The sequence below is a fragment of the Xanthobacter autotrophicus ATCC 700552 genome, assembly GCF_043194565.1.
GTDB classification, from domain to species: Bacteria; Pseudomonadota; Alphaproteobacteria; order Rhizobiales; family Xanthobacteraceae; genus Xanthobacter; species Xanthobacter autotrophicus_F.
The window spans coordinates 1-22,909 of record NZ_JBAFVS010000004.1 but is presented as its reverse complement, the minus strand read 5'-3'; the positions used below and the strand labels follow the sequence as shown (position 1 = coordinate 22,909).

The following is a 22,909-nucleotide window of genomic DNA, read 5'->3' as shown; positions in this document are numbered from 1 at the left end:
CATGAGCATTGAAGAATGGCGCGCGATCAGGGGGTTTGAGGGCCTCTACGAAGTCTCGAACCATGGCCGCGTCAGGGGCCTTGATCGGGTCCTTTCCGATGGCAGGCGCTATCCCGGCCACGTGTTGGCTCTGAAGACCTCTAAGTCGGGGCACATCAATGTTCGCCTTTGCAAGGGCGGCGCCCACCTATGGGCATGGGTTCATCGCCTTGTCCTGGATGCATTCGTCGGCCCGGCGCCTGTCGGCATGGTCTGCGCCCATAACAATGGCATCCCCAATGATAACCGGCCTGAAAATCTTCGCTGGGATACCCCCAGCGGGAACGACGCCGACAAAATCATCCATGGGACGATGACAATCGGGCAGCGGAACGGGAACTCCAAGCTCACAGAACGGGATGTTCTTCTAGTCCATGAACAGAACAGGGATGGGCGGCTAGGTCGAGATATCGCATCAGATCTTGGCGTTACACCGGCAAACGTCTCCTCCATTCTCCGCCGTAAGACATGGAAACATATCGGGGCACCACAATGAGCCAGATGATCATTTATGATGCGATTGACCAGGGCACGGACGAATGGATGAAAATTCGTCTCGGCATCCCGACTGCGAGCATGTTCAGTGCTCTTCTCGCAAAAGGCGAAGGCAAGACGCGGCGCTCATACATGTGCCGCCTTGCCGCCGAAATCATCACCGGAGAACCGACTGAAACCTTCACATCGCCTGCGATGGAGCGCGGCAAGGTGATGGAGTCTGAAGCGCGCGACTGGTACGCCTTCCAATACAATGTCGAGCCCGAGCGGGTCGGCTTCATCGTAAACGGGCCGAAAGGATGTAGCCCGGACAGCTTGCTCGGCACCAATGGCATGCTGGAGATCAAGACCACTCGCGGCGATCTCCTGATCGAGAAGCTCCTGAAGGGCGAGTTCTCGCCCGAGCACAAAGCCCAGTGCCAGGGCGCGCTGTGGGTTGCCGAGCGGGAATGGATCGACCTCGTCACCTACTGGCCCCGCCTGCCGCCCTTGGTGGTCCGGGCGCAGCGCGATGAACTCTACATCGCGGCCCTGTCCAAGGCCGTCTCCGACTTCAACGCCGAACTGCAGGAGGTGGTGGAGCAGATCCGCGCCTACGGCGGCGGGAAAGCGGCAGCATGAGCGACCACGCGCCCCCGATCCCGTGCAACTGGGATGGCGAGGCATTCGCCCCCGTCTCACAGCGCTTCGCCAAGCTCGCCGACAAATTCTTCATCATCGGCGAGATCTACGCCATGGTGGTGGAGCAGCCGCGGTCTCGTGCCAGCCATAACCACCAGTTCGCCTGGCTCCACGACGCATGGATGAACCTGCCGGAGGACATCGCGCACCTCTACCCCTCGGAAGACCATCTCCGGAAGCGGGCGCTGATCGAGGCAGGCTATTACCACGAGCTTGCGGTTGATGCCGGGTCGCGCGCCGCTGCGCTGCGCGTCGCTGCCGCGGTCCCGGCCCTGGATGAGTTCGCCTTCGCGAAAGTGGAAGGCCCCATCGTCCTGATCCGCCGAGCCAAGAGCCAGTCTATGCGCGCCATGGGCGCCAGGCAGTTTTACGAGAGCAAGGCCGCGATCATGCAGGTGATCGCCGACATGCTGGGGGTGACGGCGAAGGAGCTGCGCAAGCGCGGGGAGGCCGCGTGATGGCGCTCCGCATCGTGCCAGAAGGTGGCTGGCCGCCGATCCCCCAGAAATCGGCGCGGCCCGTCCCGTCCCGAAAGCCGCCCCGCGAGCGCGGGCGGCAGGAGGACGCCGGGCATCTCGACCTGATGCGCGACCTGCCGTGCCTCGCCTCTGGCGCGCTCCCGACCTTGCGACGGCGGAACGAGGCCGCCCACATCCGCTATTCCAGCGCGGCCTTCGGGAAGGTGAACCCCGGCGGCGGCGCGAAGCCAGATGATCGCTGGACCGTGCCGCTCTCGCCCGAGAAGCATCAGGGCAACAAGGACGCCCAGCACTCGAACGGCGAGGAATGGTGGTGGGAGGCGATCGGCATCAACCCGCTCAGGGTCGCCGACCAGCTCTATGCCGTCTCAACCGCCCTGCGCCTCGGCCGCGCGCCGCGCGAGGACATCGTGCGGGCCCTCACCAACATCGTGATCAAAGCCCGGGCCGAAGCCCGGCCGGGAGGCTGACTGTGCACCACCTGATGCCCAAGGAAAACCGGGCCGAGATCGAGGCCCCCGTGGTGGCGGCGGTCGAAGCAAGGATGCTGGACGGCACCCCGTTCACCTATTCCGGCCTCTCCTGCGTGTCGGAGGTCTCCGGAGGCGATGAGGCGCGTGATCGCGTCGCCGATCGCACGATCCAGAAGTGGCGTCGGCGCGGCTGGCTCCAGATGAAGCGCGAGGGCCGTGAGGTCATCTGGCGGCTCACCGCCGAGGGTGAGGCCGAGAAGGAGAGACGGGAGGCGGCTCATGGGTGACCTCGGCGACTATTGGAATGACGTCAAATTCGACCGCCAGCAGCGTCGCGAGAAGTTCGGCGTCTCCTGCCCCCGCTGCAAGGAGGTGCGGCCACGCACCTCCGCGTCGATCCTCCTGCCCGGGCAGAGATGCAAGGTCGACGGGTATCGCGACCCGCGGGCCCCCGAGATCATGAAGGAGACCGGCCATGGGTGAGACCACCGCCTATCCCCTCTCCTGGCCCGCTGGATGGCACCGCACCGGTGCTTCACACATCGTCGATGGGAAGTTTCGGTTTAAGCGGACGCGCTGGAGCAAGGATCAGTCTCCGTTCTGGACCTTCGCCGAGGCGCGAGACGCGCTCCTCGGCGAAGCGCGCAAGCTGGGCGTGCGGTCCGTCGTTCTCTCGACGAACTTCCCCGTGGGCCGGGATGGCGTTCCGGTCGAAGGCAAGCGCCGGCCGGAAGACCAGGGCGTGGCCATCTACTTCGAGCGGCGCGGCCGCGCGCTGGTCATGGCAGCGGACAGCTACATGCGCGCCGAAGAGAACATGCGCTCCCTTGCGCTTGCCCTTGAGGGACTGCGCCAGGTCGAGCGCCACGGCGGTGGCGTGATGATGGAGCGTGCCTTCGATGGGTTCGCCGCCCTCCCCGCGCCCACCGCCACCCGACCGTGGCGGGATGTTCTCGGCTTCAATGCCGGCGGCCGGCCCGTCACCGCCGAGATGGTCGAGACGGCATACCGCGGCTCCATGAAGCGTGCGCACCCGGATCATGGCGGCACTCATGAAGCTGCCGCAGAGCTGAACGCCGCACGCGAGGCGGCGCTGAAGGAGGTGGGTCGTGGCTGACGCACCTCGCCGCATCCAGCTTTCGCGCGCCAAGGGATGGCGCCTGCCTCCGAACTCGGTGAAGTTCGATCGATCCACCAAGTTCGGGAACCCCTACAGGGTCGGATCGCCTGACCTCCGGTACGCCGGCGTCGCCCTCCAGCCGCAGGAGGAAAGCCGCCATGGCGATCCGCTTCCCGGTTGAGCCCCGCGACATCCCTCCGGACAAGGCAGCGCGCCGCCTGCACCTGTCCCTGCCAGAGTTTGAAGCGGCACGGCCGCGTCTTGAGCGGCGCGGGTTCCCTGCGCCGGACCCGGATACAGGTATGTACGACCTGAAGGCAATCGACGCCTGGATGGACAAGCGCTCGCACTTGACCGCCCCAGCGGCCGCGCGCGACGCTCGGGAGGGCGCGCTTGCCCGTATCGCCAACCTGTGAGCGGGACGTGGGTAAGGACAAGATCCGCTATCTCGTCTTCGTCAATGGCCGCTGGCGGTGGCGCCCCACGCGCGCGATGCGCCAGCATGGGTTCGCGCTGCGCAATTTCGGCGCCGCCCTGACGGCCGATGTCAAAGCCGAGGCGATCCGCCTCAACGAAGAATGGGACCGGGCGCGGAAGGGCAAGGAGCCTGCTGCTTTGAGCCCCGGATATCCTCGCGGCAGCATCGGCGAGGGGTACCTTCGGGCGCGGGCGATCCGCGCGCAGGAAAACAAGGACGCCGGCAAGAAGGTCACTGCAGAACAGGCCAGCCGCGACGACTGGCCACGCGCCTGGAAATGGATTGGCTCGGCGCTGGCCAGCGATGATCCGCGCACGGTGACGCCGGAGATCATCCAGGCGCTGCGCTCCAAGGTGATGGAGCGCGTTTCCGAATCGGAAGCCTTCCGGGTCATCAAGGTCTGGCGCGCCCTCTGGAAAAAGATGGGGGCCATGGGGCTCTGCGACCCAAAGGCGGATCCCTCTCTCGCCTTTTCCAACAGCGCTCCCGAACCGCGCCAAGAAACGTGGAACGACAGCGAGGTGAAGCTCCTGGTGCAGCGGGCGTGGCGGATGGGCTATCGCGGCCTCGCCGCCTGCATGGCCGTTGCCTGGGATTCTCAGCTCTCTCCCGTCGATGTGCGCAGCCTCACCCCGTCCCAGCGGCTTGCCGACGCCTCAGGGAGCTATTTCGAGCTGGACCGCGCGAAGACCGGGCGCGCTGCCGCCGCGACCCTCAGCAGATGGTCTGAAGCGATTTTGGATACCTATCTCGGCGGGCTGGGCTTCGAGATCCACGAGGCGGCTCCGATCTTCCGGACGCGCCATGTGCTGCCCACGGACAAGGGCGGACGGGCGTGGCTCCCGCGCCCCTACACCAAGGACAAGCTCGGAAAGGATTTTGCCGCGGTGCGGGAAGCCGTCTTCGGCCTGGACGAGGACCGCAAGCTCTCGGACATGCGCAGGTCGGGCACGGTGGAAGCCTTCGCCGGCGGCGCCAGGGCGGAATCCGTGTCGACGAAGATGGCGAACACCCTGTCGGCTTCGACCCGCCTGCAGAAAGTCTACAACCCCGTCCACGTCGCGACCGTGAGGCAGGTGGACGAGGCGCGCAGGGCCGGGCGCGCGAAGATCAGGGAACAAAAGGGCACGAAAAGTGTCACGGCGCCGGCTGGAAAAGTGTCACAGCCTGCCGGGAAACCGTCGCAAGATATTGGGATGATTGGCGGGAGTGACGGGGCTCGAACCCGCGACCTCCGGCGTGACAGGCCGGCGCTCTAACCAACTGAGCTACACCCCCCCGAACCGGCGCCGGACGAACCGTGCCGCCGAAGAGAGCGGCGTGGTACGGCAGCCCTCCGCGCAAGTCAAGCAACACCCGCATTTTTTGCGCGGCAGTTGTCCACAGCCTGCGGGAAGATCCAGTCACGGCAAAGCTTTTCGCCGCACCCGCGACGCACGCGCGCGGGCGCTCATGGGCCTGCGGAACGCCGCGCATCCGAATCTCCCGACGGGCGCCGGCCGCGCATGCGGGCGGCGCTGCGCGCTTCAAAACACAGGCCATGGCCGGATCGGGATGAAGGGAAGACGCGGGCCTGGTGGGCGGTGACGGGCTCGAACCGCCGACCCTCTCGGTGTAAACGAGATGCTCTACCAACTGAGCTAACCGCCCAGGCCGGAGCGTGGAGGCGCTATAAGCCCCTGCGGCGCGGGCGGCAAGGGCTGAACGGGTGGCAGGCTGAACGGGCGGGAAGGGCTGCGTGGGCAACCGCGCCGGCGGCAAGGGCTGCAGCGGCCAACTGCGACGGCGGAGCGGGTTCAAGGCCGCGGGAACAGGACCAGCGCTGCACGTGGAATACCGGCGCACCCCTTCGGCCGATCTACCGTCCCCATCGCCGGCGATGGCGCGAACGGTACGTCGCGCCGGAACACCCGCCAACCCGAGGCGATAGCCATATGCGCTCCCCCGCCCGCCGGGAGGCACCTGAGGCGACCACCAATTCCGCCCAGGAACGTGCGGCTCAGGAACGTGCGGCTCGGGGACGCTCCGCCCGCAAGAGGCGGGCCGGGAGCGTCCGGGAAGCCTTGGAGGGGTCCCTGCGTCTGGGACCCCGGGGCCGATCAGCCGTTGACGGCTTCTTTCAGGCCCTTGCCGGGAGTGAACTTCGGAGCCTTGGAAGCCTTGATCTTCACCGGCTTGCCGGTGCGGGGATTACGGCCTTCGCGCGCGGCGCGCGTCACCACGGAGAAGCTGCCGAAACCGATCAGCTTGACTTCCTCGCCCTCCTGGAGCGCCTTGGCGATGATGTCGAAGGTGGCGTCCACAGCCGCAGCCGCAGCCGTCTTCGTCAGCTTCGCCTCTTCGGCCACCGCGGCGATCAGTTCGTTCTTGGTGGTCATCTGACCTTTCCTTCCGTTGTCAGAACGCGAATCGTGCAGGCCCAAGCCCTCACGAACGGCGCGAGCATCACGGAAAATAAGGCTTTTGCAAGCGCGATCGGCGTCAAACCCGCACCAATGCACGATTTCCCACTGTGCGCCTGCGAACAAACGGGGGGAGGCGCACCGCTCCGGCGGCGTGTGAACAATCATTAAGCCATTGAAAACGTTGAGGGCGTGCGCCGCGCTCCCGGTTGGACGGGGAGAAGCGGCAACACGCCCTCTCATTTCACTGGAAAACGCTTCAATCCGGCCGGTTTGCGGGCAATCCGGCCGGATCTGTCGTCAGTGGGCGACCACGCCCGAGGTCTCTTCGCCCGGCACCGGGGCGTTCACCGGGCGCTCTTCCCAGATGATCGGCACCAGCGGGCGAACGAGGGCATGGGCGAGCACCTCGTCCATGCGCGAGCACGGAATGATCTCCATCGCGTTCTTCACGTTGGCCGGGATATCCGCCAGGTCCTTGGCGTTCTCCTCGGGGATCAGCACCGTCTTGATGCCGCCGCGCAGGGCCGCAAGGAGCTTTTCCTTGAGGCCGCCGATGGGCAGCACCCGTCCACGCAGGGTGATCTCACCCGTCATGGCCAGGTCGCGACGCACCGGGATGCCGGTCATCACCGAGACGATGGCGGTGGCCATGCCGACGCCGGCGGACGGGCCGTCCTTCGGAGTTGCGCCTTCCGGCACGTGCACGTGGATGTCGCGCCGCTCGAACAAAGGCGGCTCGATGCCGAAATCAACCGCCCGCGAGCGGACGTAGGACGCCGCCGCGGAGATGGATTCCTTCATCACGTCGCGCAGGTTGCCGGTCACCGTCATCTTGCCCTTGCCGGGCATCATGAGGCCTTCGATGGTCAGCAGCTCGCCGCCCACCTCGGTCCACGCGAGGCCGGTGACGACGCCCACCTGATCCTCGGTTTCCACCTCGCCGTACCGGTAGCGCGGCACGCCGAGGAAGTCCTCGAGGTTCTTGGCCGTGACCTTCACCGACTTCTTCTTCGACAGCACAAGCTCCTTCACCGCCTTGCGGGCGAGGGTGGAAATCTCGCGCTCAAGGTTACGCACGCCGGCTTCCCGCGTGTAGCGGCGGACCAGCTGGAGCAGCGCGGCGTCGTCGATGCCGAACTCCTTCGGCGTCAGGCCATGCTTGCCGAGCGAGGTGGGCAGAAGGTGCTTGCGCGCGATCTCCACCTTCTCGTCCTCGGTATAGCCGGCGATGCGGATCACCTCCATGCGGTCCAGAAGGGCCGGCGGGATGTTCAGCGTGTTCGCCGTGGTCACGAACATCACGCTCGAGAGGTCGTAATCCACCTCCAGATAGTGATCGGCGAACGTGTGGTTCTGCTCCGGATCCAGCACCTCCAGCAGGGCCGAGGACGGGTCGCCACGGAAATCGGCGCCCATCTTGTCGATCTCGTCCAGGAGGAAGAGCGGGTTCGACTTCTTGGCCTTGCGCATGGACTGGATGATCTTGCCCGGCATGGACCCGATGTAGGTCCGCCGGTGACCGCGGATCTCCGCCTCATCCCGCACGCCGCCCAGGGCGACACGCACGAACTCGCGGCCCGTCGCCTTGGCGATGGACTTGCCGAGGGAGGTCTTGCCCACGCCGGGCGGGCCGACGAGGCACAGGATCGGCCCGGTGAGCTTGTTGGCGCGGCTCTGCACGGCGAGATATTCGACGATGCGTTCCTTGACCTTGTCGAGGCCGTAGTGATCGCTGTCGAGGATCTGCTGGGCGAAGGGCAGGTCCTTCTTGACCTTGCTCTTCACGCTCCACGGGATCGAAAGCAGCCAATCCAGGTAGTTACGCACCACGGTGGCTTCCGCCGACATGGGCGACATCTGGCGCAGCTTCTTCAGCTCGTGGGCGGCCTTTTCGCGGGCTTCCTTGGTGAGCTTGGTGCGCTTGATGCGGTCTTCCAGCTCCTGCAGGTCGTCCTTGCCGTCCTCGTCGCCGAGTTCCTTCTGGATCGCCTTCATCTGCTCGTTGAGGTAGTACTCGCGCTGGGTCTTCTCCATCTGCCGCTTGACGCGGGTGCGGATGCGCTTTTCCACCTGCAGGACGGAGATTTCACTCTCCATCAGGCCGAGCACCTTCTCCAGGCGATCGGAGACCTTCAGCATCTCCAGGACGCCCTGCTTCTCCGGGATCTTCACGGCGAGGTGCGAGGCGACCGTGTCGGCGAGCTTGGAGTGGTCGTCGATCTGGCTGACGACGCCCACCACCTCGGGCGACACCTTCTTGTTGAGCTTCACATAATTCTCGAACTCGGTGACCACCGAGCGCGCGAGCGCCTCGGCTTCCACCTGGTCGCTGCTCTCGTCGTCGAGGGTGATGGCCTCGGCCTCGTAGAGATCGGTGCGCTCGGTGTAGCGGGTCACCTGGGCGCGGCTGACGCCCTCCACCAGCACCTTCACGGTGCCATCGGGCAGCTTCAGCAGCTGGAGGACGGTCGCGAGCGTGCCCACGGAGAAGATGGCCTCGGCGGCGGGATCATCGTCCGAGGCATTCTCCTGGGTGGCGAGGAGGATATAGGTATCACCGCGCATGACTTCTTCGAGGGCGCGGATGGACTTCTCGCGCCCCACGAACAGGGGAACAATCATATGGGGAAAAACCACGATGTCCCGAAGAGGCAGGACCGGGTAGGTCTGGGACACCCCGGCAACGAGCGGCGGGCGCGGCTTCTGGCTCGTCATGACGCAATCCTTTCAAGAAGTACACGCGCTGGAAAAACGCACAACTGGGCGTTGCCGCGCGTGCACGCGGCCGGAGACGGGTGTGGATTTTCAATGCTGAAGCGGCGCAAGCCGCAGGAGACACGAGGTCCGACCCCCGAGACCGGAACTTTCGAAAAGTAGATGGACACGCAACCTGCCCGTTTCAAGGGCAACCCGTTCACCGGGTTTGGGTGAGGGCGGAACCGTGCCGGAGCCCGTTCCGTCATCCCCCCTGTCTGGTCCGACCTGCGGACCATGCCCCGGCCTGCCCCCGTGCCGTGAGGCCGGGGGCGAGGTGTGGGGCGGACGCCGTCACGCACTGGCGCCGGCGTCGCCGACACGGTCCGCATAAATATAAAGCGGACGCGCACTCTGCTCGACGACCTCCCTCGAGATCACCACCTCTTCCACCCCTTCAAGGCCGGGGAGGTCGAACATGGTGTCGAGGAGGATGCTCTCCATGATGGACCTGAGGCCGCGGGCGCCGGTCTTGCGCTCGATCGCCTTGCGGGCGATGGCGCCGAGGGCCTCCTCGTGGATGGTCAGGTCCACATTCTCCATCTCGAACAGGCGCTGGTACTGCTTCACCAGCGCGTTCTTCGGCTCGGAGAGGATCTTCTTCAGGGCCTCTTCATCAAGGTCACCCAGCGTCGCCAGGACCGGCAGACGGCCGATGAACTCGGGAATGAGGCCGTACTTCAGCAGATCCTCGGGCTCCACCTCGCGGAAGACCTCGCCGGGGCGGCGATCCTCGGGCGGAGCCACCTTGGCCTGGAAGCCGATGGAGGTGGACCCCTTGGAGCGCGAGGAAATGATCTTGTCGAGGCCGGCGAAGGCGCCGCCGCAGATGAACAGGATGTTGGTGGTGTCCACCTGCAGGAATTCCTGCTGGGGATGCTTGCGGCCGCCCTGGGGCGGAACCGAGGCCACCGTGCCTTCCATGATCTTCAGCAGGGCCTGCTGCACGCCCTCGCCCGACACGTCGCGGGTGATGGAGGGATTGTCGGATTTGCGACTGATCTTGTCGATCTCGTCGATGTAGACGATGCCGCGCTGCGCCCGCTCGACATTGTAGTCGGCCGACTGGAGCAGCTTGAGGATGATGTTCTCCACGTCCTCGCCCACGTAGCCGGCTTCGGTCAGCGTGGTGGCGTCGGCCATGGTGAAGGGCACGTCGAGGATGCGCGCCAGGGTCTGCGCGAGCAGCGTCTTGCCGGAGCCGGTGGGCCCGATCAGCAGGATGTTGGACTTCGCGAGTTCCACGTCGCCGTGCTTGGAGGCGTGGTTGAGGCGCTTGTAGTGATTGTGCACCGCCACCGACAGGACCTTCTTCGCGTGGTCCTGGCCGATGACATAGTCATCGAGGACCTTGCGGATCTCCTTCGGGGTCGGGATGCCATCCCGCGACTTCACCAGAGAGGACTTCGACTCTTCCCGGATGATGTCCATGCACAACTCGACGCATTCGTCGCAGATGAACACAGTCGGTCCGGCGATGAGCTTCCTGACCTCGTGCTGGCTCTTGCCGCAGAACGAGCAATAAAGCGTGTTCTTGCTGTCGCTGCCGCCGGTCTTGCTCATCTTCGTCTCCTACCATCTACCGAACCGGACGCTAAACGCACCCGTCTCGCTAGCGTCACATATGGGGATTGGACCAAGCAAAAATCTAGCCAATCCCGAAACGGTGATCTGTTCATGTGAACCAATCACCTCGAGGCGACACGATCAAGGCGGGGAAGCGACATTCCCCAGGTGACAGGTTGCCGGAAAAACGACCATCCCCACCCGCCGCGCCTTCATCGCGCCGTCCACCGCATCATGATCCCGGGGGTCCTGCCCAAATGTGAAGACCCCTGAACGCAGCGGCCCCCGCCTTTTGGGGCGAGGGCCGGTTACGCGGCATCCGATGCCGGCTTAACGACATGCAAGCGCGATCTTGCACCGCACGCAAGAGGGGCATTTCGAGAACCCCCGTCGCGTGGGCCCCGATCACGCCGCCTTGGAGGTGTCGTCGGTGGGGCGCTGATCGATCACGGCATCGATGAGACCGAAGTCCAGCGCTGCCTTTGCGGTCATGAAGTTGTCGCGCTCCAGGGCGTCCTCGATCTTGTCCATCGAGCGGCCGGTGTGCTTCACATAGATTTCATTGAGCCGACGCTTCAGGTTCAGGATCTCCTGCGCATGCAGCATGATGTCCGTGACCTGGCCCTGGAAGCCGCCCGACGGCTGGTGCACCATGATTCGGGCGTTCGGCAGGGCGAAGCGCATGTCCTTCTCGCCGGCGGTCAGCAGCAGCGAGCCCATGGAGGCGGCCTGGCCGATGCAGAGCGTGGACACCGCAGGCTTGATGAACTGCATGGTGTCGTAGATCGCGAGGCCCGACGTCACCACTCCCCCGGGGGAGTTGATGTACATCGAGATTTCCTTCTTCGGATTGTCCGCTTCCAGGAACAGCAGCTGCGCCACCGCGAGGGTGGACATGCCGTCCTCGACCGGGCCGGTCAGGAAGATGATGCGCTCCTTCAGGAGGCGGGAAAAGATGTCGTAGGAGCGCTCCCCGCGGTTGGTCTGCTCGACCACCATGGGAATGAGATAATTCATATAAGTATCGACAGGATCACGCATCATCAGTCCTCGGGGCGCGGGCGAAGGCACGCCCCGGGGGGCGTGCCGCGCAATATCGTCGCAGGACGAAGGCAGCCTTTGGCCCTCAGGCCGCCTTCTCGTCGTCCTCTTCCTCCTTGTAGAGCTCTTCCTTGGTCACCGTCTTCTCGGTCACGTTGGCGAGCTCCAGGAGGAAATCAACGACTTTCTCCTCGAACAGGGGGGCGCGTACGGAGGCCAGGGCTTCGGGGGTGCGGCGGTAATATTCCCACACCTGCTGCTCCTGGCCGGGGAACTGGCGGGCCCGTTCCACAACCGCGCGCGTCACCTCGTCTTCAGAAACCTGGATATTGTTGCGCTCACCGATTTCCGCAAGCACCAGGCCGAGGCGCACGCGGCGCTCGGCGATCTTGCGGTAGTCGGCGCGGGCTTCCTCCTCGGTGGTGCCCTCGTCGGCGAAGCTGCGCTTCTGGGCGGCAAGGTCTTCCTGCACCCGGCTCCACACGCCGAAGAATTCCTGCTCCACGAGGCCTTCCGGCACCGCGAACTGGTGGGTGGCGTCGAGGGCATCGAGCAGCGCGCGCTTCACCTTCTGCCGGGCGGCGCCGGTGTGCTCGCTGGCGATGCGCGCGCGCACCATGTCCTTGAGCTTCTCCAGGCTGTCCTGGCCAAGGGTCTTGGCGAATTCGTCGTCCAGGGCGAGCGGGCCGGGAGCCGCCACGGACTTCACCGTCACCTCGAAGGTGGCGGCCTTGCCGGCCAGTTCCTGGGCGGCATAACCTTCCGGGAAGGTCACATTGAGGGTGCGGTTGTCGCCGGCATAGACGCCGAGGAGTTGCTCCTCGAAGCCGGGGATGAAGCCGTTGGAGCCGAGCAGGACGTCGATGTCCTGGCCCTCGCCGCCGGGGAACTTCTCGCCGTCCACATAGCCGGTGAAGTCGATGGTGACGCGGTCGCCGTTCTCGGCATAGCCGCCTTCGCGGGTGACGAAGGGGCGGTTGGCGTCGGCGATGCGCTGGATGGTCTCGTCGACCTCCGCGTCGGACACCTCCACCACCAGCTTCTCCACCGAGATGTCCTTGAAATTGCCCAGCTCGATCTTGGGCAGGATCTCGATCTCGAGGTCGTAGGCCAGGTCCTTGCCGCCGTCGAGCAGGCCCTGCGCCTGGGGGTCTTCCTCGGGCAGCTTGACCTTGGGCTGGAGGGCCAGCTTGAAGCCATGCTCCTCGACGATCTTGCCGTTGGTCTCGTTGACCGTCTGCTCGATCACCTCGGACATGACGGTCTTGCCGTAGACCCGCTTGAGGTGCGCCACGGGCACCTTGCCGGGGCGGAAGCCGTTGAGCTTCACCTGGCCCTTGAGCTCGGCCAGCTTGGCATCGGCCTTGGCGCCGAGGTCGGCGGCAGACACCACCACACGGAACGCGCGCTTGAGGCCATCGGCCTGGGTCTCGGTCACCTGCATCGTCTTGCCTTCACATCCTGTCGCGCATGGCGCGGAAAACGTTCAAAACCGGTTTCGGCGCCGCATATCCCCCGGCATCCCGCCAAAGGCCGCACGGCGCGTCCCGCACCTTGCGGCGCACGAACCTCCGCTGCGGCCGGCGAACCGGAAACGTGGTGCGGGCGGAGGGTTTCGAACCCCCACGACTTGCGTCACGGGAACCTAAATCCCGCGCGTCTACCAGTTCCGCCACGCCCGCGAATCCGCCACGTCCGCAAGGCGCGCGCGCCGCCGGGTGCGCCATCAGGCACACCGGACAGCAGAACCCGAAGCACTCCGTCACGGAAACGCTCCATCACGGAAACGCCCAATCGGAGACGCGCGATCCGGGACGCGCACCATAGAGGTTCGACCGCACGCGCACGCCTGTGCACGCATGGATCGGGTCGCGGCTTATATCATGACGGCGCGCGCATGCAGCAAGAAAATGGCGCCCTCCCGCCCGCAGCGCGCGCTGTCGGTACGGTCCTGGCCACGCTCGTGCGGGCGGCCCGCAAGCCTTTGCGAAGCATCGCCCGGGCCGGCTGCGCGGGACGCCGCCGGGCGGGTCCGCGACAATCAACGGTGGAAAGCCGCTTGCCCTTTTTTCAGCCACGTATGAAGGTCCACGCACCCTGGCAGGAGACGCCGCGTGACGACGCCGATTCCCTCCCGACGCACCGTCCTCAAGGGTGCTGCAGCCCTTTCCCTGTCCGGCGCGGCGGGCGCCCTCGTCCCGGCGCTCGCCCAATCTCCGGCGGCCGCTCCGCAGGCGGTTCCCCAGGCGGTTCCGCAGGCGAGCCCCCCGGTGACGCTCACCGCCGCCGAAGCCAGCCTGCCGGAGCTGGCCGGACCGGGGCCGCTGGCCTTGTTCAACGGCGCCCTCCCCGGCCCGGTGCTGCGGGTGAAGAAGGGCGCCACGCTGGGCGTCACCCTCGCCAACAACCTGAAGGAAAGCGTCGCGCTCACCTGGCAGGGCGTGCGCCTGCCGGCAGGTTCGCCCGCTCTGGCGACCGTTGCCCCCGGCAAGAGCGCCAACCTGAGCCTGGTGCCAACGGATGCCGGCACCTTCTGGTATCACTCTACGTCGCCCAGCCTCGCCCGCCGCGCGCTGGCCGGCCCGCTGGTGGTGGAAGAGGCCGGCGCCCCGGCCTATGCGGCGGACCACCTGCTGTTCATCCAGTCCTTCCCGCCGGAGAGCGGGATGCCCATCTTCCCGGTCAACGGCGCTATCTCGCCCACCTTCCAGGGTCCGGCGAGCGGACGCGCGCGGCTGCGGCTGGTGAACGCGACGCCGCTGTTCCTGCGCCTCAGGATCCGCGGGCCGGCGGGCTATGCCATCGCGGTGGACGGCCAGCCGGTGTCCGAACCCTTCGAACTGAAGGAAGGCCGCATCCAGATCGCCCCCGGCGGCCGGGTGGACGTGGCCGCGACGCTGGATGACGCCGACGCCACCATCATCGAGATCGAGACCACCCAGGACCCGATCCGGCTGGCGGTGGTGACCCCGGTGGGCGCCGCCGGGACGCCGCCTGCGGGTCCGCCGGCGCCGCTGCCGCCCAACGACCTGCCGGCCGAGGTTCCCCTGAAGGATGCCCTGCGCATCGATCTGCCCATCGGGGAAAAGCCGGCCGCGGGGGCAACCTCCCTCGGCACGGTGAAGGCGGGCCGGAGCGTGGTGTTGACGCTGGTGAACAGCCTCGACGCGCCGGTGTCGGTCTATATCGCCGGCCATCCCGTGCGCCTGCTCGACAATGTCTATGACGGCTGGCGGCCGTGGTGGCACGACACCGTGCCGGTGCCCTCGAAGGCCACCGTGCGGGTGGCGTTCCGCGCGTCCGTACCGGGCACCTGGTCCATCGTCGGCCAGCGCGGCGGCGACGGCGAAGTGGTGGTCTCCAAGACCTATGAGGTCACGGCCTGAGGCCGAAAACCTGCGGAGCGATGGCCTGGGGGCCATCCGCTCACCGCACCCCGAACTGCTCGTACAACAAACGGTAGACCTCCCGCAGCGCCTCGGGCAGGTCGTCGGCCACGAGGCCCGGCCCGGCGGCGCGGGCGGCTTCCCCGTGCAGCCACACCGCGGCGGCGGCGGCTTCAAACGGCGGCATGGCCTGCGCCAGAAGCCCGCCCGCCATGCCGGCCAGCACATCGCCCGCGCCGGCGGTGGCAAGATAGGCCGGCGCATTTTCGGCGATGGCGGCGCGCCCGTCGGGGGCCGCCACCACCGTGTCCGCCCCCTTCAGCACCACCACCGCGCCCAGCCGCGCCGCGGCGGCCCGGGTCCGCGCCAGCTTGGACGGCGCCTCCAGCATCGCCCGATCGCCGGCGAACAGGCGGGCGAACTCCCCCTCGTGGGGCGTGATGATGAGGCCCGCGCTGCGCGCCGCCACGTCCGCCAGCGCCCAGGGCACGCCGGCGTAGGAGGTGAGGGCGTCCGCATCCAGCACCAGGCGCCGGCCCGGCGCGGCGAGGTCGATCTTCGCCCGCGTCGCCGCCCCGATGCCGAGGCCCGGCCCCAGCACCACGGTGCCGAGCCGCCGGTCGGCCAGCAGCGCGGCGAGATCGCCGTCGCATCCCATAAGACGGGGCATGATGGCGGCATAGGAGGCGGCATGCAGCGGCAGGGCGTCTGCCGGCAGGGCCACCGTCACCAGCCCGGCCCCGGCCCGGAGCGCCCCGCGCGCGGACAGCCGGGCGGCACCGCAGGTCCAGGCGCCGCCGCTCACCACCACCGCATGGCCGCGATCATATTTGTGGCCCAGCGCCGCCGGCAGCGGGAAGGCGGGACGCCACAGCTCAGGCATGTTCACGAAGGTGGCGGGCTTGATCACATCCAGCGCCGCATCGGGAATGCCGATATCCGCCACGCGCACCCGGCCGCACAGGCTGCGCCCCGGCTCCAGCAGGTGACCGGGCTTGCGGCGGAAGAAGGTGACCGTCTCCTGCGCCTGCGCCGCCGCGCCGCGCACCCGGCCGGTGGCGCCATCGAGGCCCGAGGGCAGGTCCACGGCGATGATCGGGCGGCCGGACGCCGCCATGCGCATCACCAGCGCCCTGGCTGCGCCATCGAGGTCGCGGGCAAGGCCGGCGCCGAACAGGGCGTCGACGATCACCCCCGCCTCGGTGAGATCGAGGACTGCCGGCTCCTCCACCGGCCCGCGCCAGCGCTCGGCGGCGCGCTTGGCATCCCCGGTCAGGCGCGCGCGCTCGCCCAGCAGGGCGACGCGGACCCGAAAGCCCCGCTGCGTCAGCACCCGTGCCGCGACAAAGCCGTCGCCGCCATTGTTTCCCGGCCCGCAGAGGATGACGACGCGAGTCGGCAGCGGAAAGCGCGCCACCACGTCGGCCACCGCGGTACCCGCCCGCTCCATCAGCGTGAAGGACGGCGTGCCCATTTCGACGGCGAGTCGATCTGCCTCACCCATTTCCTGTGGATCGAGAAGTGCGTACACGTGATGCCCCTGCCACCCTTTTGCCCAGTTGATACTCAGCAAATCCATGAGACGAAGACGCACTTCGCCTAACTTAAAGTCATTAAGCCCATTTTACAGGCGGCGATGCCATCGCCCAGCGCACTGGTCCGCATAGGCACTTAGGCGTATGGATGGCATACATCCTGCTTAAAAGCTGGCGGCTCGATCAGCGGCGGTGGCCGGGCCAGGGGAGACGGACCGGATGAAGAAGATTGAGGCTATCATCAAGCCCTTCAAGCTCGATGAAGTGAAAGAGGCCCTCCAGGACGTGGGACTGCAAGGCATCACCGTCACCGAGGCCAAGGGCTTCGGCCGGCAGAAGGGCCATACCGAGTTGTACCGCGGCGCGGAATATGTGGTGGATTTCCTGCCCAAGGTGAAAATCGAAGTCGTGCTCTCCGACGATATGGTAGACCGGGCCGTCGACGCCATTCGCCGCGCGGCCCAGACCGGACGGATCGGAGACGGAAAGATCTTCGTTTCGTCCATCGAGGAGGCGATCCGCATCCGCACCGGCGAATCCGGGCTCGACGCGATTTGACGCGTCCAATAAAAACCTGCGTGCCAGCAGAAAGGTAATATCCCCATGACCACCAAGACGGCCAAGGACGTCCTCAACCTGATCAAGAGCGAGGACGTGAAATACGTCGACCTGCGCTTCACCGATCCGCGCGGCAAGTGGCAACACGTTACCTTCGATATCTCCATGGTCGACGATGAGTTCCTGACCGAAGGCACCGCCTTCGACGGCTCGTCCATCGCCGGCTGGAAGGCCATCAACGAATCCGACATGCTGCTGATGCCGGATCCGGCTACCACCTGCATCGACCCCTTCTTCGCGGAGACCACGCTCTCCATCGTCTGCGACGTGCTGGAGCCGACCACCAACCAGCCCTACGGCCGCGACCCCCGCTCCATCGCCCGCAAGGCCGAGGCCTATGCCAAGTCCACCGGCATCGGCGATGCGGTCTATTTCGGCCCTGAGGCCGAGTTCTTCATCTTCGACGACGTGCGCTTCAAGGCGGACCCGTACAACACCGGCTTCAAGCTCGATTCCGTCGAGCTGCCGACCAATTTCGACACCGAATATGAGGGCGGCAACCTCGGCCACCGGGTGAAGACCAAGGGCGGCTACTTCCCGGTGCCCCCGATCGATTCGGCGCAGGACATGCGCTCCGAGATGCTGGCCGCCATGGCCAAGATGGGCGCCCAGGTGGAGAAGCACCACCACGAGGTGGCCTCCGCCCAGCACGAGCTTGGCCTCAAGTTCGGCCCGCTGGTGACCATGGCCGACCACCTGCAGGTGTATAAGTACTGCATCCACCAGGTCGCCAACATCTACGGCAAGACCGCGACCTTCATGCCGAAGCCGGTCTTCGGCGACAACGGCTCGGGCATGCATGTCCACCAGTCCATCTGGAAGGACGGCAAGCCGCTCTTCGCCGGCGACAAGTATGCGGACCTGTCCGACTACTGCCTGTGGTACATCGGCGGCATCATCAAGCACGCCAAGTCGCTGAATGCCTTCACCAACCCGCTGACCAACTCCTACAAGCGGCTGGTCCCGGGCTATGAGGCTCCGGTGCTGCTGGCCTATTCGGCCCGCAACCGCTCGGCGTCCTGCCGCATCCCCTACACCAACAACCCGAAGGCCAAGCGCGTCGAGGTCCGCTTCCCCGATCCGGGCGCGAACCCCTACCTCGCCTTCGCGGCCCTGTTCATGGCCGGCATGGACGGCATCCTGAACCGGATCGATCCCGGCCAGGCCATGGACAAGGACCTGTACGACCTGCCCCCCGCCGAGCTGAAGCAGATCCCCACCGTCTGCGGTTCCCTGCGCGAGGCCCTGGATTCGCTGGCCGCCGACCATGACTACCTGCTCAAGGGCGACGTGTTCCAGAAGGACTTCATCGAGTCCTACATCGAGCTGAAGATGACCGAGGTGATGCGCTTCGAAATGACGCCGCACCCGGTCGAGTTCGAGATGTACTACTCGGTCTGACAAGATCCTCCGTCCGGCCCGGCCCTTGTGCCGGGCCGGTTTTTTCTTTCGGTCTTCATGACCGCCTTGGGCGCCTCTCGGGGCGCCCTTTCTTTTGGCGCAGGCCGGTTCGTCCCCGGCCGGCGCCTCAATGGGACAGGATGATCCCTGCGATCAGGATGATCTCACCCACGAGCACGCCGACGAACACCGAGCGGCGGAAGGCGAGGAACCCCGCGACGCCGCCCGCCACCGCCCCGAGCCTGAGCAGCAGCGGCACGGCGGCAAGCGCGCCGGCGGGCGCGAACAAAAGCCGCGCCACCACGGCGGCCAGCAGCGCGGTGGCCACCGCCTTCACCCAGTGGAAGACCGGGCTGCCCTCCTCCACCCGCCGCCCGGCGAGCGCCGCCAGAGCGCGCCAGATCTCGGTGGGCAGAAACCCCACCAGCAGCACGATGAGCAGCGCCGCACCCTCGCTCAGGGATGCCCCCGTCATAGCTGCGCCCGTCATGGCTGCGCCCGCCCGCGCCGCCGCTCCAGCAGCCGGCCAGCCCCATAAGCGAAGGTGCCGCCGCCGATGCCGGCGATCATGAGGTCGAGGCCGCCATCCAGCCCCAGCGTCGCCGGCATCAGGAGGAACCCCGCCGCCAGCGCCAGCCAGTCGGTGGGCGCGGCGGCGTTGCGCACCATCAGCACGGTGAAGGAGAGCGGCGTGAGCAGCAGCAGGCCAGCCGCCAGCGGCGTCGGCAGTTCTCCCGCCACGAGAAAGCCGGCCAGCGTGCCAAGCATGCTGATGGAGATCAGCATGTTGCCGAGCCCGAGGGTGAAGGGCAGCCGCGCTTCACCGGGCAGATGGGGCAGCATCCGCAGGCCCTCCAGCCACACGGTCAAGGCCACGTAATGGGCGCACACCAGCTCCCAGAACAGACTGCGGCGCGGGCCGCGCATATAGGGCGCCACCGACACCACCATGGGCAGCAGCCGCATGGAGGATAGCGCCACGGCCAGCGCCAGCGCCGGCAAAGCGGTTCCCGCTGCGATGCCGCCGACGAGGATCAACTGCGCCGGCAGCGCCCACACCAGAAAGGTGGAGGCAAGCCCCGCCCCCAGCGGAAAGCCCACGCTCTGGAGCACCGCGCCGAAGCCGAGGTAGCTGGCGAACAGCACGATGGCGGGCACGGACAGGCCCGCCTTCAGGCCCTTCAGGAACCAGACAGCCGGGGCATGATGCACGGGATGGGGAGCGGACGGGGCGGACACGCGGGGCTCGTTCGGGCACGGGTTCGGGCGCCGGCCGCAGGCGCACCGGCCGGTGATTGTTGCCATAGCACATGCCCGTGGCGTGGGAAGCCGGCTTCACGCAGACGCAGAACGGCGGCCATGCAGCGGTGGGGTAGCTTTGCGTCATGCTGGCCCGGTGCTCCCGCCGACGGTCGCAATCAGGCTGCTGGGGGGAGCACAGGTGTTTTTGCGCGCTGCCGCCGGTGCCTCTTGGCGCGGTCTTGCCCCGTCCCGCCCATCGCGCGCATTGCCCCCGGGGGCCGGGGGCGCCATCTTGGGGCCAGCGTTTCGAATCGGTCGCCCTGCCGTGCTTATCGTTGAAATTCCGTACCGCGACCCGTTCGCCGTCCTCCACGCCTTCGCCGATGCGCCCTATTGCGCCTTCCTCGACAGCGCCGCGGAGGGCGACGCGCGGGCGCGCTGGTCCTATCTGGGGGCCGATCCGTTCCAGGTCATCACCAGCGCGGCCGACGGCGTGCGCGTGGACGGCAAGATCGTGCCCGGCAACCCGTTCGACGTGCTGGCGCAAGCTCTCGCCAAAAATGCCATCGCCGCCAACGCCGTGCCGGACGAACCGTCACCGGTGCCGTTTCGCGGCGGAGCCATGGGCTATCTGGGCTATGAGCTCGGCCGCCATCTGGAGCGCCTGCCTGCCCCCCGTCCGGCGAACCCGGCGGTTCCCGAACTGGTGCTCGGCCTCTACGACACGGTGCTCGCCTTCGACCGGCTGGAGCGCCGCGCCTATATCGTCTCCACCGGCCGGCCGGAGCATGGCGCCGCCGCGCAGGATCGGGCGAAGGCGCGGGCCGCGGCGGTCCGCCGCCGGCTCGACACCGCCCCCGCCCATGCGCCGGCGCCCGACTTCAGCCTTACCGGCCGCTTCGTGCCGGAGCAGCCGCGCGCGCTGGTGGAAGCCTCCATCGCGCGGGTGATTGAATACATCCGCGCCGGCGACATCTTCCAGGCCAACCTGACCCAGCAGATGCGCGCGGCGCGGCCACAGGGACTTTCCGACCTCGCCCTTTACGCCCGCCTGCGCGCGCTCTCCCCCTCCCCCTTCGCCGCCTTCCTGCGCGCGGGACCCGACCTGTCCGTGCTCAGCGCCTCGCCGGAGCGCTTCCTGTCCCTTGATCCGGACGGACGGGTGGAGACGCGGCCCATCAAGGGCACCCGCCGCCGCAGCCCCGACCCCATGGAAGACGCACGGCTCGCCGCCGCCCTGCTGGCCTCGGAGAAGGACCGGGCGGAAAACCTGATGATCGTGGACCTGCTGCGCAACGACCTCTCCCGGGTCTGCCAGGTGGGCAGCGTGAAGGTGCCGGCCCTGTGCGCGCTGGAGACCTTCGCCAGCGTGCATCACCTGGTCTCGGTGGTGGAAGGCCGGCTGAAGGACGGCCTTGGCCCGGTGGACCTGCTCACCGCCTGCTTCCCCGGCGGCTCCATCACCGGCGCGCCGAAGATCCGGGCCATGGAGATCATCCACGAGCTGGAGCCGGTGCCGCGCGGGGTCTATTGCGGCTCGGTCTGCTGGATCGGCTTCGACGGGGCCATGGATTCCTCCATCGTCATCCGCACCATCACCCGGGCCGGGGAGACGCTGCTCGCCCAGGCGGGGGGCGGCATCGTGGCTGATTCCGATCCGGTGGACGAATATGAGGAAAGCCTGGTGAAGCTCTCGCCCATGCTGCGGGCCGTGTCGGGAGACCCATCGTGAAGCTCTGGCTCGGCACTGGCCTGGAGGAGGAGGACGCGGCGCGCCTCTCGCCGTTCGACCGCGGCTTCACCCTCGGCGACGGCCTGTTCGAGACCCTGCGGGTGCGCGAAGGGGCCGTGCTGCGGCTTAGCGCCCACCTCGCCCGCCTTGCCACCGGGGCCGGGGTGCTGGGCATGGCCTTGCCGCCGCTTGACCTTGCCGCCGCCCTGGCCGCCACGGCCGAGGCGAACGGCCTGACGGACGGCGCGCTGCGCCTCACCCTCAGCCGGGGCACCGGCCCGCGCGGCGTGCTGCCGCCGGCGGAGCCCAATCCCACCCTGGTCATCACCACCGCCCCCCTGCCCGCTCCGGCACCGCCCGCGCGCCTCGTGATCGCGCAGGGCACCCGCCGCAATGATCGCTCGCCGCTGGCGCAGGTGAAGTCGCTGAATTATCTCGACAACATCCTCGCCCGGCAGGAGGCGGCCCGGCGCGGCGCGGATGACGGGGTGCTGCTCAACACCCGCGAGCGCGTGGCGGAGACCTCCATCGCCAATGTGTTCGCGGTCATCGGCGGCGATCTCGTCACCCCGCCCCTGTCCGAAGGCGTGCTGCCGGGCGTGATGCGCGCGGCGGTGTTGGCCGAGGGCGCGGGCGAACGGCCGCTGACGCCGGAGGATTTGGGCCGGGCCGAGGAAATCTTCCTCACCTCGGCGCTGGGCATCCGCTCCGTCGCGGCGCTGGAAGGACGGACCCTGCCCGGCCGCGCGGTCGCCGAACGGCTGCGCGCCCGCATCGCGGGGGCATAGATGGCGCCGGTCCTGACCACCGAGCGGCTGGTGCTGCGCCCGTGGCGGCCGCAAGACCGCGACGGCCTGTGGCGCATGCAGTCCAACCCCGCCACCATGGAATTCCTGATGCCGGTGCCCGACCGCGCCGCCAGCGACGCGGTGGCGGACCGGGCGGAAGCCCATTTCGCCCGCCACGGCTTCGGCCTGTGGGTGGTGGAGGCGCCGGGGATCACGGACTTCGCCGGCTATACCGGCCTCGTGCATGTGCCCTACAATGAACACTTTACCCCGGCGGTGGAGATCGGCTGGCGGTTCGATCCCGCCTTCTCGGGCCACGGCTTCGCCACCGAGGCGGCGCGGGAGGCCCTTCGCTTCGGCTTCGACACGCTGGGGCTGACGGAGATCGTCGCCATCACCGTGCCGGCCAACGGCCGCTCGCGGGCGGTGATGGAGCGGCTCGGCATGGCGCGGGACGAAGATGGGGATTTCGACCACCCGGCGGTGCCCGTGGGCCATCCGCTCAGACGACAGGTGCTCTACCGGCTCCGGCGCGGAGCCAAGGACGCCTCAGTTTGAAACCCTGCCGTTGCGACCGCGCCCGCCGGTGAACCCTCTCCCGCTTGCGGGGGAGGGCAGGGAGGGGGCTGAGCGGCCATCGCGATCCCAACTTTCCGCGTTCTGCCCCGGCGCCGTT

General features: G+C 67.4%; 23 protein-coding genes and 3 tRNA genes. 15 read left to right on the top strand and 11 right to left on the bottom strand.

All coding sequences use genetic code 11. The annotated features are described in order from the left end of the window. Position 1 precedes the first annotated feature (1 nt). The 9 genes from V5F48_RS05205 to V5F48_RS05165 are packed head-to-tail and all read left to right on the top strand — an operon-like array spanning position 2 to position 3,703. Positions 2-535, top strand: a complete 534-nt coding sequence (locus V5F48_RS05205; RefSeq protein WP_394040767.1) for an NUMOD4 motif-containing HNH endonuclease — start codon at positions 2-4, stop codon at positions 533-535. Next, positions 532-1,155, top strand: coding sequence for a lambda exonuclease family protein (locus V5F48_RS05200; protein WP_394040766.1), 624 nt, complete (start codon positions 532-534; stop codon positions 1,153-1,155). The genes V5F48_RS05205 and V5F48_RS05200 overlap by 4 nt, the downstream gene beginning before the upstream one ends. Continuing rightward, positions 1,152-1,673, top strand: a complete 522-nt coding sequence (locus V5F48_RS05195) for a hypothetical protein (RefSeq protein ID WP_394040764.1) — start codon at positions 1,152-1,154, stop codon at positions 1,671-1,673. Before V5F48_RS05200 ends, V5F48_RS05195 begins: the two co-directional genes overlap by 4 nt. Beyond that, the gene (locus tag V5F48_RS05190; RefSeq protein WP_394040763.1) at positions 1,673-2,164 is read left to right on the top strand and encodes a hypothetical protein; all 492 of its coding nucleotides are present in this window, start codon (positions 1,673-1,675) and stop codon (positions 2,162-2,164) included. Before V5F48_RS05195 ends, V5F48_RS05190 begins: the two co-directional genes overlap by 1 nt. Before the next feature lie 2 nt (positions 2,165-2,166). Further along, positions 2,167-2,454 (top strand): hypothetical protein, encoded by a 288-nt coding sequence (locus V5F48_RS05185; protein ID WP_394040761.1) that lies wholly within the window; start codon positions 2,167-2,169, stop codon positions 2,452-2,454. Continuing rightward, positions 2,447-2,650: a hypothetical protein gene (locus V5F48_RS05180; protein ID WP_394040759.1), complete on the top strand. Its 204-nt coding sequence runs from the start codon at positions 2,447-2,449 to the stop codon at positions 2,648-2,650. Before V5F48_RS05185 ends, V5F48_RS05180 begins: the two co-directional genes overlap by 8 nt. Continuing rightward, positions 2,643-3,284 carry a J domain-containing protein gene (locus tag V5F48_RS05175; RefSeq protein WP_394040758.1) on the top strand — a complete coding sequence of 214 codons (642 nt, stop codon included), beginning with the start codon at positions 2,643-2,645 and terminating at the stop codon, positions 3,282-3,284. Before V5F48_RS05180 ends, V5F48_RS05175 begins: the two co-directional genes overlap by 8 nt. After that, complete coding sequence (locus V5F48_RS05170; RefSeq protein WP_394040756.1) at positions 3,277-3,468, top strand: DUF4326 domain-containing protein; 192 nt, start codon at positions 3,277-3,279, stop codon at positions 3,466-3,468. Before V5F48_RS05175 ends, V5F48_RS05170 begins: the two co-directional genes overlap by 8 nt. Beyond that, on the top strand, positions 3,446-3,703 hold the full coding sequence (locus V5F48_RS05165) for a hypothetical protein (RefSeq protein WP_394040754.1): 258 nt from the start codon (positions 3,446-3,448) through the stop codon (positions 3,701-3,703). The genes V5F48_RS05170 and V5F48_RS05165 overlap by 23 nt, the downstream gene beginning before the upstream one ends. Positions 3,704-4,966: 1,263 nt before the next feature. Here V5F48_RS05165 and V5F48_RS05160 read toward each other — a convergent pair. From V5F48_RS05160 to V5F48_RS05125, 8 genes are all read right to left on the bottom strand, one after another. Then, positions 4,967-5,043 (bottom strand) — tRNA-Asp (locus tag V5F48_RS05160). Positions 5,044-5,339: 296 nt separating this feature from the next. Then, positions 5,340-5,415, bottom strand: a tRNA-Val gene (locus V5F48_RS05155). A gap of 449 nt (positions 5,416-5,864) precedes the next feature. After that, positions 5,865-6,143 (bottom strand): HU family DNA-binding protein, encoded by a 279-nt coding sequence (locus V5F48_RS05150; RefSeq protein WP_012115568.1) that lies wholly within the window; start codon positions 6,141-6,143, stop codon positions 5,865-5,867. Positions 6,144-6,467: 324 nt separating this feature from the next. Further along, entirely contained in the window at positions 6,468-8,885 is a 2,418-nt protein-coding gene (gene lon, locus V5F48_RS05145) for an endopeptidase La (RefSeq protein ID WP_394040752.1), read from the bottom strand. A gap of 333 nt (positions 8,886-9,218) precedes the next feature. Continuing rightward, the gene (clpX, locus tag V5F48_RS05140; protein WP_282641611.1) at positions 9,219-10,487 is read right to left on the bottom strand and encodes an ATP-dependent Clp protease ATP-binding subunit ClpX; all 1,269 of its coding nucleotides are present in this window, start codon (positions 10,485-10,487) and stop codon (positions 9,219-9,221) included. 408 nt (positions 10,488-10,895) lie between these two features. Beyond that, positions 10,896-11,531: an ATP-dependent Clp protease proteolytic subunit gene (locus V5F48_RS05135; protein WP_012115565.1), complete on the bottom strand. Its 636-nt coding sequence runs from the start codon at positions 11,529-11,531 to the stop codon at positions 10,896-10,898. An 85-nt stretch (positions 11,532-11,616) separates the two neighbouring features. Beyond that, a complete protein-coding gene (gene tig, locus V5F48_RS05130) occupies positions 11,617-12,975 on the bottom strand; it encodes a trigger factor (protein WP_394040749.1) in 1,359 nt (452 codons plus the stop codon). A gap of 153 nt (positions 12,976-13,128) precedes the next feature. Next, a tRNA-Leu gene (locus V5F48_RS05125) sits at positions 13,129-13,213 on the bottom strand. A gap of 432 nt (positions 13,214-13,645) precedes the next feature. On the opposite strand from V5F48_RS05125, the gene V5F48_RS05120 reads away from it, so the two are divergent. After that, positions 13,646-14,917, top strand: a complete 1,272-nt coding sequence (locus tag V5F48_RS05120) for a multicopper oxidase family protein (protein ID WP_394040747.1) — start codon at positions 13,646-13,648, stop codon at positions 14,915-14,917. A gap of 40 nt (positions 14,918-14,957) precedes the next feature. On the opposite strand, the gene V5F48_RS05115 is transcribed toward V5F48_RS05120, so the two are convergent. Further along, positions 14,958-16,496 carry an NAD(P)H-hydrate dehydratase gene (locus tag V5F48_RS05115; RefSeq protein WP_394040745.1) on the bottom strand — a complete coding sequence of 513 codons (1,539 nt, stop codon included), beginning with the start codon at positions 16,494-16,496 and terminating at the stop codon, positions 14,958-14,960. Positions 16,497-16,671: 175 nt separating this feature from the next. Between V5F48_RS05115 and V5F48_RS05110 the strand changes: the two genes are divergently transcribed. Together V5F48_RS05110 and glnA are read left to right on the top strand one after the other, a co-directional pair. After that, a complete protein-coding gene (locus tag V5F48_RS05110) occupies positions 16,672-17,010 on the top strand; it encodes a P-II family nitrogen regulator (RefSeq protein ID WP_012115561.1) in 339 nt (112 codons plus the stop codon). A gap of 45 nt (positions 17,011-17,055) precedes the next feature. Then, positions 17,056-18,471, top strand: coding sequence for a type I glutamate--ammonia ligase (gene glnA, locus V5F48_RS05105; RefSeq protein ID WP_394040743.1), 1,416 nt, complete (start codon positions 17,056-17,058; stop codon positions 18,469-18,471). Between the two features lie 127 nt (positions 18,472-18,598). On the opposite strand, the gene V5F48_RS05100 is transcribed toward glnA, so the two are convergent. Together V5F48_RS05100 and V5F48_RS05095 are read right to left on the bottom strand one after the other, a co-directional pair. Then, a complete protein-coding gene (locus tag V5F48_RS05100; RefSeq protein WP_394040741.1) occupies positions 18,599-18,961 on the bottom strand; it encodes an AzlD domain-containing protein in 363 nt (120 codons plus the stop codon). Beyond that, on the bottom strand, positions 18,958-19,710 hold the full coding sequence (locus V5F48_RS05095; RefSeq protein WP_394040740.1) for an AzlC family ABC transporter permease: 753 nt from the start codon (positions 19,708-19,710) through the stop codon (positions 18,958-18,960). Before V5F48_RS05095 ends, V5F48_RS05100 begins: the two co-directional genes overlap by 4 nt. A gap of 328 nt (positions 19,711-20,038) precedes the next feature. Between V5F48_RS05095 and pabB the strand changes: the two genes are divergently transcribed. The 3 genes from pabB to V5F48_RS05080 are packed head-to-tail and all read left to right on the top strand — an operon-like array spanning position 20,039 to position 22,791. Further along, positions 20,039-21,445 carry an aminodeoxychorismate synthase component I gene (gene pabB / locus V5F48_RS05090; RefSeq protein ID WP_394040739.1) on the top strand — a complete coding sequence of 469 codons (1,407 nt, stop codon included), beginning with the start codon at positions 20,039-20,041 and terminating at the stop codon, positions 21,443-21,445. After that, complete coding sequence (locus V5F48_RS05085; RefSeq protein WP_394040737.1) at positions 21,442-22,233, top strand: aminotransferase class IV; 792 nt, start codon at positions 21,442-21,444, stop codon at positions 22,231-22,233. The genes pabB and V5F48_RS05085 overlap by 4 nt, the downstream gene beginning before the upstream one ends. Then, positions 22,234-22,791, top strand: a complete 558-nt coding sequence (locus V5F48_RS05080; RefSeq protein WP_394040735.1) for a GNAT family N-acetyltransferase — start codon at positions 22,234-22,236, stop codon at positions 22,789-22,791. It abuts the gene before it with no gap. Positions 22,792-22,909 lie beyond the last annotated feature (118 nt).